Here is a 16,148-nt window from a genome sequence, read left to right on the forward strand (position 1 = left end):
GCCTCCAGAAACTATCAGTTGATCTTCTTTTTCTTCGGCGGCACAACGGTCGCGCCGTCATCCGCCGGCTGTTCTTCCGGCTGGCCGTCGACGGCGATGCTCGGGTCTGAGCCCTTGTCGGCTTCGAGCTTGCGCCAGTGCTTGACGTTGGCGTTGTGCTCCTCGAGCGTCGCAGCGAAAACATGGCCGCCAGTGCCGTCGGCAACGAAATAGAGGTCCTGCGTCTTCCAGGGATTGGCGACGGCTTCAAGCGCATCCTTACCGGGATTGGCGATCGGCGTCGGCGGCAGACCCTTGATGACATAGGTGTTGAATGGCGTGTCCCGCTTCAGGTCCGACTGGTAGATCGGCCGGTCGGCCGGTTTGCCGTCGCCGCCGAAGAGACCGTAGATGATCGTCGGGTCGGACTGCAGGCGCATGCCCTTGCCGAGCCGGTTCAGGAAAACCGAGGCGACATGGGCACGTTCATCGGCAACGCCGGTTTCCTTCTCGACGATCGAGGCGAGCGTCACGAATTCCTCCTTGGACCGCAGCGGCAGCGAGGAGTCGCGCTTGTCCCAGATCTGGTCGACGATTTTCTGCTGTGCCGCCGCCATCTGCTGGATGATTTCCGAGCGTTTGGTGCCTCGCGAGAACTTATAGGTATCTGGGCGAAGGCTGCCCTCGGCCGGAAGGGCGGCCGGCAGGTCGCCTTCCAGCACCTGATCCTCCAGCATGCGATTGAACATCTGGCGGACCGTCAGGCCCTCGGGGAAGGAAACGGAATAGAGAATTGATTTGCCGGACTTCAGAAGCTCCATGATATCGCTCATCGAGGCTCTGGCCTTAATCTCATATTCACCGGCCTTCAGGCTCTCGCCGGCAGAAAGATGCGTTGCGGTGAGATAACGGAAGATGCGGGCATCGCTGATGATTGCGTTGCGCTCGAGGTTTGAGGCAATTTCGGCCAGACCGGCGCCACTGCGGATAATGAAATTGGTATTGGTCTGCAACGGACCGGGGTTCCGATAGGTCGATGTGGCGTAGTAGAAGGCGATAATGGCGATGACGCAGACCACAACCGCCATCGTCATGATGAAGTTCAGGAAAAGAACCACCTGGCCGCGGGCTTTCTTGGACCGTTTCGGCGGCTCCGGAACGCGCTCCGGACGCAGGGCTTCGCTGGGCGACTTCGGGATGATCGGTCCCTTCTGCGCCTGCCGGCCGTTCTCGCCCTGCGGGGTATCGTTGCTCTGGTTCGTCGTATCGCTCACCGGCAATCCTCTAAAACTTGACCCTCACTTCGCTATTTCGCGAAGCAATGCGGCAAAAGCAGGTTCTGCCGCCGTTCGACGGCGCTTCCGGTCGTTATGCTCTCGCGCGCCCTGCGACGCAACGCAGAGGACAATTGCAGCGTATGGGACACCCATTACACCGCGGGACGGACCGTTATTGCGCGTAACGGCGCAGGACGAGCGACGCATTCGTGCCGCCAAATCCAAACGAGTTGGACAGCGCCACATTGATTTCCCGTTCGCGAGCCTTATGCGGAACAAGATCGATTGCCGTCTCGCGTTCGGGATTGTCGAGATTGAGCGTCGGCGGCGCAATATTGTCGCGGATGGCAAGCGTGGTGAAGATCGCCTCGATTGCGCCGGCGGCACCGAGAAGATGCCCAGTCGCCGACTTGGTCGAAGACATGGAGATCTTCGACGCCGCATTGCCGACCAGTCGCTCGACGGCGCCGAGTTCGATCGTGTCGGCCATGGTCGAGGTGCCGTGGGCGTTGATGTAATCGATATCGGCCGGCGTCAGCCCGGCGCGCTTCAGCGCCATCGCCATGCAGCGGCCGGCGCCCTCGCCGTCTTCGGACGGCGCAGTGATGTGATAGGCGTCGCCCGACAGGCCGTAGCCGACGATTTCGGCATAGATCCTGGCGCCGCGCGCCTTGGCGTGTTCGAGCTCTTCGAGCACGACGATGCCGGCGCCCTCGCCCATGACGAAGCCGTCGCGGTCGCGGTCATAGGGGCGCGAGGCCTTCTGCGGATCGTCGTTGTGCTGGGTCGACAGCGCCTTGCAGGCGGCAAAGCCGGCGAGCGAGATGCGGCTGACCGGGGATTCCGTGCCGCCGGCGACCATGACGTCGGCATCACCAAGCGCAATCAGCCGCGCGGCATCGCCGATCGCATGCGCGCCCGTCGAGCAGGCGGTGACGACCGAATGATTGGGTCCGCGCAGCTTGTGGCGGATCGAGACCTGGCCGGACACGAGGTTGATCAGGCGGCCGGGAATGAAGAAGGGGGAGATGCGGCGTGGGCCCTTGTCGCGCAGGGTATAACCTGCCTCGACAATGCCTTCGATGCCGCCGATGCCGGAGCCGATCAGCACACCGGTGGCGATCTGGTCCTCATCGGTCTCGGGATGCCAGCCGGCATCGGCAAGCGCCATGTCGGCGGCAGCCATGCCGTAGATGATGAAGGGATCGACCTTGCGCTGCTCTTTCGGCTCCATCCACTGATCGACATTGAAGGTGCCGTCGGTGCCGTCGCCGACGGGAATACGGCAGGCGATCTTGGCGGGAAGGTCGTCGACCTCGAATTCGGTGACCAGGCGGGCGCCGTTCTGGCCGGCTAGCAGCCGGGACCACGTCACCTCGGTTCCGCATCCTAAGGGTGATACCATGCCGGTACCCGTTATGACGACACGTCTCATCGCGTGCTTTCCCCGTCTCTTATGTTCTATGGAGAAATATGCCGAAAAGAAAAGGGCGGACTCCAGGCCCGCCCTTTTCTAAAATTTACAGGATCAGGCCTGGGCCTTCTCGATAAACTTCACGGCATCGCCGACCGTCAGGATCGAGTCGGCAGCGTCGTCAGGAATTTCAACGCCGAATTCTTCTTCGAAAGCCATGACAAGTTCGACCGTGTCGAGCGAGTCGGCGCCCAGATCGTCGATAAAGCTGGCGCTCTCGACGACCTTGTCGGCGTCAACGCCAAGATGATCAATAACAATTTTCTTTACGCGTTCTGCGATATCGCTCATGTCGGTTTCCTCGACCTTATGTCCTGATCGGAATGCCGTTGCGGCACCCCTACCCTGTTTCAGCCTGCGATGTTTTCAGACATCCTCGGCAAACTCGTTTACCCGGCTTCAGAGATGTCCCAGGCTTGCAAAAAGCCAGCCGGTCCGTCTGCTTTCTCGGGACGACTGTTGACAGTCATGGCCCGCTTAACATGCTTTATGTCTGCCGCAAAGCGAGAAAATCAACGGTTCGTGATTGCTCAACATGCTATTGGCGGAAATATCCCCATGCCAGCGGTTTGTCGTTTCAGATCATCGCCATGCCGCCGTTTACGTGCAGCGTCTGGCCCGTCATATAGGCAGCCTCGGAGGACGCAAGATAAGCGACCGCCGAAGCAACCTCACCGCCCGTGCCCATGCGCTTCATCGGGATCGCTCCCATGATCGCTTCCTTCTGCTTGTCGTTCAGCTTGCCGGTCATGGCGCTTTCGATGAAGCCGGGCGCCACGCAGTTGACCGTCACGTTGCGGGTGGCGATCTCCTGGGCCAGCGACTTGGTGAAGCCGATCATGCCGGCCTTCGAGGCGCAGTAATTGGTCTGGCCCGGATTGCCGGTGACGCCGACGATCGAGGTGATGTTGATGATGCGGCCATAGCGGCGGCGCATCATCGGATGCGTCAATTCGCGCGTCAGCCGGAAGGTCGACGTCAGGTTCACTTCCAGAACGGCGTCCCAATCCTCGTCGCTCATGCGCACGAACAGGCCGTCCTTGGTGATGCCAGCATTGTTGACGAGGATATCGACGCCTTCGAGTTCGGCCTCAGCCTTCTGGCCAAGCGCCTTGACCTCATCGCGGTCGGAAAGGTTTGCCGGGAAGATCTTGACGCGCTCGCCGAGTTCGGCGGCCAGCGCTTCCAGCTTCTCGACGCGAGTGCCGTGCAGACCGACGATAGCGCCCTGCTTATGCAGAAGGCGGGCGATTTCCTCGCCGATACCGCCCGATGCGCCGGTGACGAGAGCCTTGCGGCCGGAAAGATCGAGCATGGAAACGTTCCTTATATCTGGATATCTGGAAATACCAATCAGGCCATGAGGGCGGCAACAGTCGCGTCGATATCCGCCGGACCGTTGACGGAGATGCCGTTGACTGTCTTGTCGATGCGCCGCGCAAGGCCGGTCAGCACCTTGCCGGAGCCAAGTTCATAAAGCGTGGTGACGCCATTGCCGGCGAACCATTCCACCGTCTCGCGCCAGCGGACCTGACCGGTCACCTGCTCGACCAGGAGGCCGGCGATCTCGCCGGCGCTGGTCACGGGCGCGGCACGGACATTGGCTATAACCGGCACGACAGGATCGGACTTGGCGACCGTTGCCAGCGCTTCGCGCATGGCCTCGGCGGCGGGCGCCATCAGCTTGGAATGGAAGGGTGCTGAGACCGGCAGCAGAATGGCGCGCTTGGCGCCTTTGTCGGTCGCCAGGCCGGCGGCCTTTTCGACAGCCGCCTTCTCACCCGAAATGACGATCTGGCCGCCGCCATTGTCGTTGGCGATCTGGCAAGCGCCGAGGACGGCCGCTGCCTCGCAGACGGCAATGACATCGGCATGTTCGAGGCCGATGATCGCGGCCATAGCACCGACGCCGACGGGGACGGCCGCCTGCATGGCATTGCCGCGGATGCGCAGCAGCCGCGCCGTGTCAGCGAGCGAAAAGGTGCCGGCGGCGCAAAGGGCAGAATATTCGCCGAGCGAGTGGCCGGCGACATAGGCGACCTTGGACTTAAGATCCAGCCCCTTGGCCTCAAGAATGCGGACGACGGCAATGGAGACGGCCATCAGCGCCGGCTGGGCATTCGCCGTCAGGGTCAACGTATCCTCGGGACCGTTGAACATGACGTCGGAAAGCTTTTCACCGAGTGCCTCATCGACCTCGTCGAAAACGGCGCGGGCTTCGGCGAAATTCTCGGCCAAATCCTTGCCCATGCCGACGGCCTGACTGCCCTGACCGGGAAAAGTGAAAGCAATGGTCATTCTCGTATCCCTGGCTCGTGCCCCTGATTGCGCGCCCCGCGAGGCGTTTTGCCTCCAATTGACATTCTTTCCGGCAGAGTCAAGTGGCGGCCCACTCTCCGCAAAGCCTTCCGGACCGGCGCAAAAGCCAGGTTTTTACTCTTGCGCTCCGCCAAATCCGGCCTAGATTTGCCCGGTCCTCCCCAAGGCTTCAGCTCTCTCCCAAGGTTTTCTCATGAAGTACAATACACTCGGCCGCACCGACATTTCCGTTTCAGAAATCTGCCTTGGCACCATGACCTGGGGTTCGCAGAACAGCGAAACCGACGCTCATGCGCAGATGGATTACGCCGTCGAAAAGGGCGTCAATTTCTTCGATACCGCCGAGCTCTACCCGACCACCCCGGTTTCGCCCGAAACGCAGGGGTGGACCGAAGACTATATCGGCAGCTGGTTCGGCAACTCAGGCAAGCGCGGGGATATCGTACTCGCCACCAAGGTCGCCGGCCGCGGCCGCGACTATATACGCGGCGGCGAGGGTGCGGATGCAAAGAATATCCGGCTGGCGCTCGAGGCCAGCCTGACGCGGTTGAAGACCGACTATGTCGACCTTTATCAAATCCATTGGCCGAACCGCGGCCATTTCCATTTCCGCCAGAACTGGAGCTACAATCCCTTCAACCAGGATCGCGACAGGGCCGTCGCCAATATGCTCGACATCCTGGAAACCCTCGGCGCACTGGTGAAAGAAGGCAAGATCCGGGCGATCGGCCTTTCCAACGAAACCACCTGGGGCATCCAGAAATACCTGACACTGTCAGAACAGAGGAGCCTGCCGCGCGTTGCCAGCGTTCAGAACGAATACAATCTGCTCTACCGCCATTTCGACCTCGACCTCGCCGAACTCTCGCATCACGAGGATGTCGGGCTGCTCGCCTATTCGCCGCTCGCCGGCGGCATCCTGACCGGCAAATATGTCGATGGTCTCAGGCCGAAGGGTTCGCGCGGCTCGATCAATCACGATATCGGCGGCCGGCTGCAGCCGTTGCAGGAACCGGCGACCAAAGCCTATCTGCAGATCGCGGCAACCTACGGTCTCGACCCAGCGGCCATGGCGCTTGCCTTCTGCCTGTCGAGACCCTTCATGGCCTCGGCCATCATCGGCGCAACCTCGATGGAGCAGTTGAAAGTCGATATCGGCGCGGCCGACCTGACGCTTTCGGCCGAGGTGCTGGCGGAGATCGCCAAGGTCCACCGGCAGTATCCGCTGACGCTCTGATCCGGCCCTCTCACGCCTGCCCGACGCTCCTTATGGGTCTACGTCGGGCTCGGGTGTCCGATTGGGCTTGCCTTTGCCCGAAAAATCCGTATAAGCCGCCGTGTTCGTTAACCCGGTCTTCTGGCTGGTGGCTGAACGGAGGGCCAGTTTCCTTTCGGAAATCGTTCGGAACAGAAGCGTTCCAGCCTCCCGTGTCTCCGCTCTCGACCGTCTCGGAAACGCTTTCTTGCCTGGGTCCGCCCAATCAGGAGCAGTCGTTGAGGCTTAGCCGCCGAATATCGGGTTGAACCAAACGCAAGAAAGGCAAAGCTGTCATGGCTCTTTATGAACATGTATTCCTTGCCCGGCAGGATATTTCCGCTCAGCAGGTCGATGCCCTCGTAGAACAGTACAAGGGTGTGATCGAAGCTAACGGCGGTAAAGTCGGGCGTATCGAGAACTGGGGCCTCAAGTCCCTCACATACCGCATCAAGAAGAACCGCAAGGCGCACTACGCCCTGATGGACATCGATGCACCGGCTGCTGCCGTCCAGGAAATGGAACGTCAGATGCGCATCAGCGAAGACGTTCTTCGCTACATGACGATCGCCGTCGAGAAGCATGAAGAAGGTCCGTCTGCCATGACGCAGAAGCGCGACCGCGACGACCGTCCGCGCGAAGGCGGCCGTGGCCCGCGTGAAGGCGGCTTCGGCGATCGTGACCGCGGCCCGCGTCCGCCGCGTGAAGGTGGCTTCGGCGACCGTGAAGACCGTCCGCGCCGTCCGCGCGAAGACCGTGTATAAGGGAGATCCGAGATATGTCTGAAACTTCCTCCGCTCCGGTCCGCCGCCCCTTCCATCGCCGCCGCAAGACCTGCCCGTTCTCCGGCGCCAACGCGCCGCGGATCGACTACAAGGACGTACGCCTGCTGCAGCGCTACATTTCCGAGCGCGGCAAGATCGTTCCGTCGCGCATCACGGCCGTTTCCCAGAAGAAGCAGCGCGAACTCGCCCAGGCGATCAAGCGCGCCCGTTTCCTCGGCCTGCTGCCCTACGTCGTAGCCTAATAGAATATGTGACCCCCAGATTCCTGATCTGGGGGTTGCCTCCCTTCCGCGATGGGCGCGGATCGGAACTCTTAAAACCCATGTTGAGACGTTTCTGAATTCGATTCAGCAACATCCTCTAACTGCTTGATGAAGCAGGACAGCGACCTTGAAACGACCAGATCTTAAAACACTGCTGATCGGCGCACTCGCCGGATTGACCGCCGCCCTGCTGGTGCTGGGCGCGAGCATGCAGCCGTCGTTTTTCAGCGCGCTTCTCTATACGGCCTCGGCGCTGCCGATCCTGATCGTCGGGCTCGGCTGGGGCAATGCTGCGGCGATCTCGGCCGTGGCCACCGCAGCCGCACTCGGTGCGATCTTCATCTCCCCTTCCTTTGCGCTTATCATGACGCTGGTGACGCTCTTGCCGGCGGGCTGGCTCAGCCACCTCGCCAATCTCGCTCGCCCCGCCTCCGAACTCGGCGGCCCTGACCATCTGCTTGCCTGGTATCCGCTCTCCGATATCCTGCTGCATCTCTGCGGCCTGGTGACGATCGCCGTCATCGTCATCGGCGTGATGATCGGTTACGGGCCGGAAATCACCGATCCGATCGTCGATCTGCTGATCACCTCGGTCAAGCAGCAGCAGCCGGAATTCATGCCGGATCCGACAGCCACCGCGCAGACCAAGTCGCTGATCTTGCTGATGCTGCCGGCTTTGCAGGGCGGCATGTGGGTGAGCATGCTGTTTGCCGCCTATTATTTCGCCGTGCGCATCGTCGCAGCGTCCGGCCGCGGCCTTCGCCCGCGCGAGGACATCCCCTCGTCGCTGCGCATGAACCGCAACTCGATCTTCATCTTCCTCGCCGGGCTTGCCGCCTGCTTCTTCGGCGGCGTTCCGGCGCTGGTCGGCGCGACGGTGATCGGCACCTTCGGCGCCGGCTTCGTGCTTTCCGGTTTCGCCTCGCTGCATTTCCGCACGCGCGGCAAGGACTGGCGCATGCCGGCCCTCATCCTTAGCTACCTGGCCTCGATGCTCATGCTGCTGCCAGCTCTCCTCATCCTCGTCCTCGGTCTCAGCGATACCCGCAAGGCGATCGCGCTGACCCCGACGAAAGATGCTGATGCCCCCAAACAATCCGACACGAAAATCTGAGACACAAGAAAGGCAAAAGAAAATGGAAGTCATCCTTCTCGAACGCATCTCCAAGCTCGGCCAGATGGGCGAAACCGTCAAGGTTCGCGACGGCTTTGCCCGTAACTACCTGCTGCCGCTCGGCAAGGCGCTGCGCGCCAATGCCGCCAACAAGACCCGCTTCGAAGCCGAGCGTTCGACGCTCGAAGCCCGCAACCTCGAGCGCAAGTCGGAAGCCCAGAAGGTCGCCGACGTTCTCGACGGCAAGTCCTTCATCGTCGTGCGTTCGGCCGGCGAAACCGGCCAGCTCTACGGTTCGGTCGCTGCCCGTGACGTCGTCGATATTCTCGCCGCCGAAGGCTTCAACATCGGCCGCAACCAGGTTCACCTCAACACGCCGATCAAGGCGATCGGCCTGCACAAGGTCGAGCTGCAGCTGCATGCCGAAGTCGAAATCCACGTCCAGCTGAACGTTGCCCGTTCTGCCGAAGAGGCAGAGCGCCAGTCCAAGGGCGAAGAACTCACCTCGGTCGACGCGATCTACGGCGTCGACGAAGACGCTCTGCGTCCTGAGGATTTCTTCGATCCGGAAGCCGATGGCGTCGACGAAGACGAAGCATAATACCGCTGGAGCAATCCGCGAGAGAAAGCCCGGTTCGCGCCGGGCTTTTTTATTTTTCGGCAGTCTGGCGTTGCGGTTCGACGCTCTTATCGACCTGTACGACGACGGAGAGGCCAGGCGTCAGCGCTACTGCCAATGTCTGCCCTTTATCGATGCCGATACGCACACCCACCCGTTGGGCGACCTTGGTGAAATTGCCGGTCGCGTTGTCGGCCTTGATGACGGCAAATTCGGAACCAGCCGCCGGCGAGAAGCGCTCGATATGGCCGTTAAGGCTGCGTCTGTTCAAAGCGTCCACAGCGATGGAAACGGGCTGACCGACCTGCATGCCGTCTAGTTGGGTCTCCTTGAAGTTCGCAACAACCCAGACATCCTGGGGCACGACTGCCATCAGCTGGGTGCCGGCCGTCACGTATTGGCCAACGCGAACGCCGACCTCGCCGAGACGGCCATCCCGTGGAGCCTTGATTGCAATATTTTCCAGGTCGATCTCGGCAAGCTGAACCGCCGCCTCCGCACCGGCGACACCGGCCTCGAGCGAGGCACGACTGACGATGATCGCGGAAAGGTTCTGCTTTGCTACTTCGAGAGCCGCCTGTGCTTGATTGAGGGCGGCTTTCGCCTGTTGCAGCGTCGCCTGCGCCTGCTCGGATTCGCTTTCAGAAGCGATGCCACGATTGCTGAGATTGCTGACACGCTCCCAAGCAAGCTGGGAGCGCTTCAGGGCGGCATTGGCGCCGTCGATCTCAGCGCGGGCTGAATTGACGTTGGCCTCGCCGGACCGTTCCTGCTGATGAGAATTGGAAAGCGACGCTTTCTGCACATCAAGAGCGGCCCGCGCTTGCGCGACCTTCTGGCCATAGATGCGGTCGTCGATTGTTGCCAGTACATCGCCCTTCTTGACCTGCTGGTAGTCCTTGACCGGCACGTCGATGACATAACCGCTCACCTGCGGGCTCATAATAGTCACATAGCCACGAACATAGGCATTGTCGGTCGTCTCGACCGATGTAACGAAGGGCGGAAGCCGCCAGGCATAGAGCACAAGCAGGATGCCGGCGGCCCCGACGAGCAGGATGATGATGGTGGTTGGTGAGCGAAGAAACTTGAACATCGGTATTTCTCTGCATTTTGCAATCAGGACTGGACAGCGGAATTGGACGACATCACGAAGGGCTTGAGGAGCCGATCCCACGCGAGGTGGAGCAGGAGGATGACGAGGGCTGTGACGGAGGCGACGAAGATGACCAGAAAAGCATCGTTATAGGCGAGGACGTAGGCCTCGCGCGTCACTTGCTGGGCAAGCAGCGAGAGACCCTCGGCATTGAGGAGCGTCTTGTCGGCAACGACCTTATTATAGGCGGCGGAAAGCTGCGCGACACGCTGGGCGGTAAGCGGGTCCGTCAGCAGGATGTGTTCGACCAGCGCGTTGGAATGGAACTTCTCGCGGATCGTAACGAAAGTGCCGAGCATGGCGGAGGCAAACAGTGAGCCGATGCTCTGGGTGAACAGGAAGATCACCAGGAAGTTGACGACATATTGTGGGCCTTTGGCTAACACGGCACCGAAACCCTTCGACATTACGGGTGGCAGGAACATTGCAGCCCCGGCAGCAACCATCGCCTGGCTGAGGTACATATCGGCAGGGCGCGTCAGGCTGGTCGATTGGCTGTCGATCCACGCGCCGGCGGCGATGAGGATCAGCGCCAGCACGTGGGCAGTCTCCACGTAACGCGTCATCATCAGGAATGAGCAGAAGAGGCCGCCGACAAGGGAAGCGAGCAGAATGACCACATAGAGATGTACGGTCTGCTCATTGAGCAGCCCAAGCTGCTGATAGAAACCTGCCGCCGTCGCCGACTGCTCGGAGGAGACGAAACGGAAGAGCAGCAACACTCCTGCCATGCGCAGGTTAGGGCCGGAGAGCAACCATCGGAGATCGATCATCGGATTCTGGCGCGGCAATTCGATCAGGAACAGGAGCGTCATCGCCCCGATGGCGACTGCAAGCAAGAAGCCGAGCCACGGCACCTCGAACCACCAGTAGAGACGGCCGAGCGTCAGCACGATGGCAAGACAGCCAAAGCCGATTGCCAGCAGAAGATAGCTCAGAATATCGAGACGCTGGATGACATGCGCGCGCGGGGGTGGCGTTAGCGGCAGAAGGTAGATGACGGGAAGAGCGATCAGCGCCAGCCCCAACTCAAATGTGTAAAGCGCGTTCCAACCACCAAGGTCAAGGAGCGTCGGGGAGATGATCCGAGCGATCGGGGCGGAGAAGAGCGTGTTCATCAGCGCCAGGCTGAGGCCGAGCGAGAGTTTCTTTGCCGGTGGGAAGGCCTCTAACATGTACAGGAAGCCGATCGTCGAAAGCGGCGCTGCCGCCATGCCGCTCACGAAACGGATGACAATCGCCGAATGCAGGCTGGTGACCTGCAGATTGAGGAGTGACGCGACCACGAAACAGACGATGCTGAATTCGGCGAAGCGTCTCAGCCCGTATTGCGTTCTGATCTTGAACAGCGCGATCGCAAAGCTCGCATAGGGCGCCATGTAGGCGGCGGACAGCCAAGAAAGCTCCGTGGTGGTCGCCGAGAAAGATCCCTGCAACTGATAAATGTTGGCTGTGGCGAGGTTCATGCCGAGGCCCTGCGTCAGGAAGAACAGTACCGACGCGGCCATATAGAGCGCCATTCTCCATGCCGGCATCGCCGCAGGCGCCGGCGGAGCGCCACCCTGTAGTGCCGCTGTGTCCCACTCGGCTTCCGGCCGCGAGACGTCATTGTCGTTGGCTGTGTCCCTGGAAGCGTGCGCAAGGCTCATCGAGCTCTCCTCATGATCCGCGCATCGTCTGCAGATTGGCCTGCATGGCGCGGATCACGCTCAGCGTCGTCCTTAGGTCGCTCTCAGGAATTCCGGCAACGACCCGGGCGCGCATTTTCCATGCGATTTCCTCGACCTCGCCGGCCGAGACCCTGCCGCTTTCGGTGAGATATATTTCCTTGGCGCGACGATCGAAACCGGGGACGCGGCGTTCGACGAAACCCTGCCCTTCCATCGTGTCGAGAATTCGAACCAGCGTCGGCGTCTCTAGTTCCAATTTGTCGGCCAATTCGCGCTGATTGATTCCATCCTTCGTGTTCAACGCGAAGAAGACGCGGGCGCGCGGCAGCGTCATATCTCGTTCCTTGACGAGCGCATCGAAGGCAACTCGCAGCTTGCGGCTAAAAGCAGCGATGTCCTCGATGAGTTCGCGCCCGAGGGATTTATTCGGCATGAGTCCGGCCTATTTTTAAGTAGTATGCTAATTATATGGATGCTTATTTATCAAAGAACAGCACTTTTTCAAGTGGACCATCGGATGTTTTTGCTGCGTGCCGGAGGTCATCGCAGTAAAATAGAGCCTCCGGAGGCTAGGGTGAGTCGGTACCGTGTCGCGCGGGTGACACTCCGGGTATTTTCTCCTTTAGGTCCCCAGGACTGTGGAGAAGTCGAACAACGTGCACAGCGTTCAGGATTTAAGCGAAGCGAGCCCCCGCTCCCTTCGCGGCCTCTTGATTTTCGCGTCCGGAATTGCGAATCCGGAGCTGGAAAAAGACAGAACGGATGATGATGAACGACGCCGCTCGAAAGATTGCAGCTGTTGCTCCGTCGGAGCAGCATTATCGCGAAGCACCCAACAATATCGAAGCCGAACAGGCGCTTCTGGGTGCTGTCCTGATGAACAACGACGCCTATTACCGGGTGTCGGACTTCCTGAAGCCGATTCATCTCTATGAACCGCTGCACAGGAAGATCTTCGAGGTTGCCGGCGATATCATCCGCATGGGCAAGATCGCCAATCCGGTGACGATCAAGACCTTCCTGAAGGCCGACGAAAAGGTCGGCGACATGACGGTTTCGCAATATCTGGCGAGCCTTGTCAGCAATGCCGTCACCGTCATCAATGCCGAGGATTACGGCCGGGCGATCTACGACCTGGCGCTGCGCCGGGCGCTGATCACCATCGGCGAGGATGTCGTCAACATCGCCTATGACGCGCCGCTCGACATGCCGCCGCAGTCGCAGATCGAGGATACCGAACGCCGCCTCTTCGAACTGGCGGAAAACGGCCGCTACGACGGCGGCTTCCAGGCCTTCAACGATGCGGTTGCGCTGGCGATTGACATGGCGGCCGTCGCCAAGGAACGGGACGGCGGGCTTTCCGGCATCTCCACCGGCATCCATTCGCTGGATTCGAAGATGGGCGGCCTGCAGCGTTCGGACTTGATCGTGCTTGCCGGACGCCCCGGCATGGGCAAGACCTCGCTTGCCACCAACATCGCCTATAATATCGCCGCCGGCTACGAAGGTGAAGTCCAGCCGGACGGCAGCATGAAGGCTAAGAATGGCGGCGTCGTCGGCTTCTATTCGCTCGAAATGTCGTCCGAACAGCTTGCCACCCGTATCATCTCCGAGCAGACGGAAGTCTCTTCTTCGAAGATCCGCCGCGGCGACATCAACGATGCCGATTTCGAAAAGCTCGTCGCCTGCTCGATGATGATGCAGAAGGTGCCGCTCTATATCGACCAGACCGGCGGCATCTCGATCGCCCAGCTTTCGGCGCGCGCACGCCGTCTCAAGCGCCAGCGTGGCCTCGACGTGCTGGTGGTCGACTACATCCAGCTGATGACCGGTTCGGGTAAATCCAGCGACAACCGCGTGCAGGAAATCACCCAGATCACCACCGGCCTGAAGGCGCTCGGCAAGGAACTCAACGTTCCGATCATCGCCCTGTCGCAGCTGTCGCGTCAGGTGGAAAGCCGCGACGACAAGCGGCCGCAGCTCTCCGACCTTCGCGAATCCGGCTCGATCGAGCAGGACGCCGACGTCGTGCTCTTCGTGTTCCGCGAGGAATACTACGTCAAAAATTCGGAACCGCGCGACATCCACGATCCGAAATATCCGGAATGGGAAGCGCTGTTCGACAAGGTGAAGGGCACCGCCGACGTCATCATCGCCAAGCAGCGCCACGGGCCGACCGGCACGGTGAAGCTCGCCTTCCAGGCGGAATTCACCCGCTTCGCCGATCTCGCCGATCCGTCCTTCACCCAATATGAAGAGCACTGATCGCGCGATGCTGCTGCAATGCAGCGGCCGGACTTCCCCCCGACAACATTGACCTCTAAACTGGCCGGAGAATCCTTCTCCGGCCTCTTTTCGATGTGGATCATGAGCGAATTTCTCGACGCCCCCGAAGACGATAATTTTGCCTCGGCAGGCCTGCGGCTGACCGTCGACCTGACGGCCCTGACGGAGAACTGGCGCGACATGGCGCGTCGCTCCGGTGCGGCGCGCGCTTCGGCGGTCGTCAAGGCGGATGCTTACGGCATGGGCATCGAGGATGCCGGCGAAGCGCTCTATGTGGCAGGCGCTCGCGATTTCTTCGTCGCCACCGTCGACGAGGGCGTGACGCTTCGCCTCTATGCACCCGAGGCGCGCATCTTCGTGCTCTCGGGCATATGGCCGGGCACCGAGCGGCGCTTCTTCGAAAACGATCTGGTACCGGTGATTTCTTCCGACGAGCAGCTCGCCTTCTGGATGGCGGTGCTTGCCGATTACGGTGACTACCCCTGCGCGCTGCATGTCGATACCGGTTTCAATCGGCTCGGACTGCATATGGACGATGCGATCGCGCTTGCCGACGACGTCTCGCGGCCGGCGAGCTTCGCGCCGGTGCTTGTCATGAGCCATCTCGCCTGCGCCGACGAGCCCAGCCATGCGATGAACCGGCAGCAACTCGAATCATTCCACAGGGTTAGCGCCGCCTATGAAGGCATCGATTCAAGCCTTGCCGCCTCGGCCGGCATTTTCCTCGGCGAGGATTATCACTTCGACCTGACCCGTCCCGGTATCGCGCTTTATGGCGGCGAGGCGGTCTGCGGCATGGCCAATCCGATGCGGCCGGTGGCAACCGCGGAAGCCCGCATCATCCAGGTGCGCAGCGTCGAGGCCGGTGAGACCGTCAGCTACGGACGGGCGCTGCAGCTTAGCCGCAAAAGCCGGCTGGCGATCGCTTCGGCCGGTTATGCCGACGGCTACATGCGCAGCCTGTCGAGCGGCGGCGTGCCGCTGCGCCAGGTCGTCCCGCAGGGTGGGCAAGGCTTCATCGCCGGTCATAAGGTGCCGGTCGCGGGGAGGATCACCATGGACCTGACGATCTTCGACGTGACGGATCTGCCCGACAACGCCGTGCGCGCCGGGGATTATGTCGAGCTGTTCGGAAAGAACATGGCCCTGGACGACGTGGCGCGGGTGGCAGGCACGATCGGATACGAGATCCTGACGAGCATCGGGCTCCGTCACGAGCGGCGCTATGTCGCCGACGAGGAATAGCTTCCCCCGTCAGCGGCTGCTGAGCGCAAGGCGGACGCCGAGCGCCAGGAAAAGCGCGCCGAGGCCGCGATCGAGCCATAGCCCGACTTTTTGATTATGCCTGAGCGCATCGGCAAGACGCCCTCCGAGAAGGACGAGCGGCGGCTCGATGAAGGCGGCGACGACGATGATCAACCCGCCATGCAGCATGAGCTGGGCCCATGCCGGCCCTGCCCCTTCGACGACGAATTGCGGCAGGAAGGCCAGGAAGAAAATCGCCACTTTCGGATTGAGCAGTGAAACCAGAATGCCCTGTCGGTAGATCCTTGCTGCCGGCATTTTTTCACCGGCAACCTTTATCAGGCCATCGCCGCCGCCGGCGCGCAAAGCCTGAATTCCCAGCCAGACGAGATAGGCGGCGCCGATCCATTTGACCGCGGAGAAGGCGACTGAAGAAGCGGCGAGCACGGCGGAAAGGCCGAGCGCTGCCATCAGAACATGCAGGCAGGCACCGGACCAGACGCCGAACAGCGCGGAAAAACCGGCGCGTTTTCCGCTTCTCATCGTGTGACCGAGGATGAAGGCGATGTCGGGGCCGGGCGACAGGTTGAGCAGAACCGCCGCCGAGAGAAATGCAAACCAGTGCGCAATTGAATAATCGAACATCTTCCACCGTTCAGAATGAGCAGAGGCAAAGCATAGGCACGGGAGGCGCTGATGGGGAAAT

General features: G+C 61.0%; 16 protein-coding genes. 7 read left to right on the forward strand and 9 right to left on the reverse strand.

Features of this window, described 5'->3' with window-relative positions:
- Positions 1-14: 14 nt before the first annotated feature.
- From mltG to fabD, 5 genes are all read right to left on the reverse strand, one after another.
- Entirely contained in the window at positions 15-1,253 is a 1,239-nt protein-coding gene (gene mltG / locus RCCGE510_RS01370; RefSeq protein ID WP_007626416.1) for an endolytic transglycosylase MltG, read from the reverse strand.
- A 175-nt stretch (positions 1,254-1,428) separates the two neighbouring features.
- Positions 1,429-2,691: a beta-ketoacyl-ACP synthase II gene (gene fabF / locus RCCGE510_RS01375; RefSeq protein ID WP_007626418.1), complete on the reverse strand. Its 1,263-nt coding sequence runs from the start codon at positions 2,689-2,691 to the stop codon at positions 1,429-1,431.
- Between the two features lie 93 nt (positions 2,692-2,784).
- Complete coding sequence (locus RCCGE510_RS01380) at positions 2,785-3,021, reverse strand: acyl carrier protein (protein WP_003547058.1); 237 nt, start codon at positions 3,019-3,021, stop codon at positions 2,785-2,787.
- Positions 3,022-3,307: 286 nt separating this feature from the next.
- Positions 3,308-4,045: a 3-oxoacyl-[acyl-carrier-protein] reductase gene (fabG, locus tag RCCGE510_RS01385; RefSeq protein WP_007626426.1), complete on the reverse strand. Its 738-nt coding sequence runs from the start codon at positions 4,043-4,045 to the stop codon at positions 3,308-3,310.
- Positions 4,046-4,083: 38 nt separating this feature from the next.
- Positions 4,084-5,028 carry an ACP S-malonyltransferase gene (fabD, locus tag RCCGE510_RS01390; protein ID WP_007626428.1) on the reverse strand — a complete coding sequence of 315 codons (945 nt, stop codon included), beginning with the start codon at positions 5,026-5,028 and terminating at the stop codon, positions 4,084-4,086.
- A 214-nt stretch (positions 5,029-5,242) separates the two neighbouring features.
- Between fabD and RCCGE510_RS01395 the strand changes: the two genes are divergently transcribed.
- The 5 genes from RCCGE510_RS01395 to rplI all read left to right on the forward strand — a co-directional run bounded on the left by RCCGE510_RS01395 (position 5,243) and on the right by rplI (position 9,067).
- Positions 5,243-6,286, forward strand: a complete 1,044-nt coding sequence (locus RCCGE510_RS01395) for an aldo/keto reductase (protein ID WP_007626430.1) — start codon at positions 5,243-5,245, stop codon at positions 6,284-6,286.
- 314 nt (positions 6,287-6,600) lie between these two features.
- A complete protein-coding gene (rpsF, locus tag RCCGE510_RS01400) occupies positions 6,601-7,068 on the forward strand; it encodes a 30S ribosomal protein S6 (protein ID WP_007626433.1) in 468 nt (155 codons plus the stop codon).
- A 14-nt stretch (positions 7,069-7,082) separates the two neighbouring features.
- The gene (rpsR, locus tag RCCGE510_RS01405) at positions 7,083-7,331 is read left to right on the forward strand and encodes a 30S ribosomal protein S18 (RefSeq protein ID WP_003547038.1); all 249 of its coding nucleotides are present in this window, start codon (positions 7,083-7,085) and stop codon (positions 7,329-7,331) included.
- 148 nt (positions 7,332-7,479) lie between these two features.
- On the forward strand, positions 7,480-8,466 hold the full coding sequence (locus RCCGE510_RS01410) for a DUF2232 domain-containing protein (RefSeq protein WP_007626438.1): 987 nt from the start codon (positions 7,480-7,482) through the stop codon (positions 8,464-8,466).
- Between the two features lie 22 nt (positions 8,467-8,488).
- The gene (rplI, locus tag RCCGE510_RS01415) at positions 8,489-9,067 is read left to right on the forward strand and encodes a 50S ribosomal protein L9 (RefSeq protein ID WP_007626439.1); all 579 of its coding nucleotides are present in this window, start codon (positions 8,489-8,491) and stop codon (positions 9,065-9,067) included.
- A 49-nt stretch (positions 9,068-9,116) separates the two neighbouring features.
- Here rplI and RCCGE510_RS01420 read toward each other — a convergent pair whose 3' ends face one another.
- The 3 genes from RCCGE510_RS01420 to RCCGE510_RS01430 are packed head-to-tail and all read right to left on the reverse strand — an operon-like array spanning position 9,117 to position 12,344.
- Positions 9,117-10,181 (reverse strand): HlyD family secretion protein, encoded by a 1,065-nt coding sequence (locus RCCGE510_RS01420; protein ID WP_007626440.1) that lies wholly within the window; start codon positions 10,179-10,181, stop codon positions 9,117-9,119.
- 23 nt (positions 10,182-10,204) lie between these two features.
- Entirely contained in the window at positions 10,205-11,890 is a 1,686-nt protein-coding gene (locus RCCGE510_RS01425) for an MFS transporter (protein WP_037077450.1), read from the reverse strand.
- A 10-nt stretch (positions 11,891-11,900) separates the two neighbouring features.
- Positions 11,901-12,344, reverse strand: coding sequence for a MarR family winged helix-turn-helix transcriptional regulator (locus RCCGE510_RS01430; RefSeq protein ID WP_007626442.1), 444 nt, complete (start codon positions 12,342-12,344; stop codon positions 11,901-11,903).
- A gap of 335 nt (positions 12,345-12,679) precedes the next feature.
- Here RCCGE510_RS01430 and RCCGE510_RS01435 point away from each other — a divergent pair, with 335 nt between their 5' ends.
- Both RCCGE510_RS01435 and alr read left to right on the forward strand, forming a co-directional pair.
- Positions 12,680-14,176 carry a replicative DNA helicase gene (locus RCCGE510_RS01435; protein ID WP_007626444.1) on the forward strand — a complete coding sequence of 499 codons (1,497 nt, stop codon included), beginning with the start codon at positions 12,680-12,682 and terminating at the stop codon, positions 14,174-14,176.
- 102 nt (positions 14,177-14,278) lie between these two features.
- Complete coding sequence (gene alr, locus RCCGE510_RS01440; protein ID WP_037077481.1) at positions 14,279-15,442, forward strand: alanine racemase; 1,164 nt, start codon at positions 14,279-14,281, stop codon at positions 15,440-15,442.
- Between the two features lie 9 nt (positions 15,443-15,451).
- On the opposite strand, the gene RCCGE510_RS01445 is transcribed toward alr, so the two are convergent.
- The gene (locus RCCGE510_RS01445) at positions 15,452-16,087 is read right to left on the reverse strand and encodes a LysE family translocator (protein WP_007626448.1); all 636 of its coding nucleotides are present in this window, start codon (positions 16,085-16,087) and stop codon (positions 15,452-15,454) included.
- Positions 16,088-16,148: the final 61 nt, after the last annotated feature.

The sequence above is a fragment of the Rhizobium sp. CCGE 510 genome, from assembly GCF_000292525.1.
In the GTDB taxonomy this organism is placed as follows: domain Bacteria; phylum Pseudomonadota; class Alphaproteobacteria; order Rhizobiales; family Rhizobiaceae; genus Rhizobium.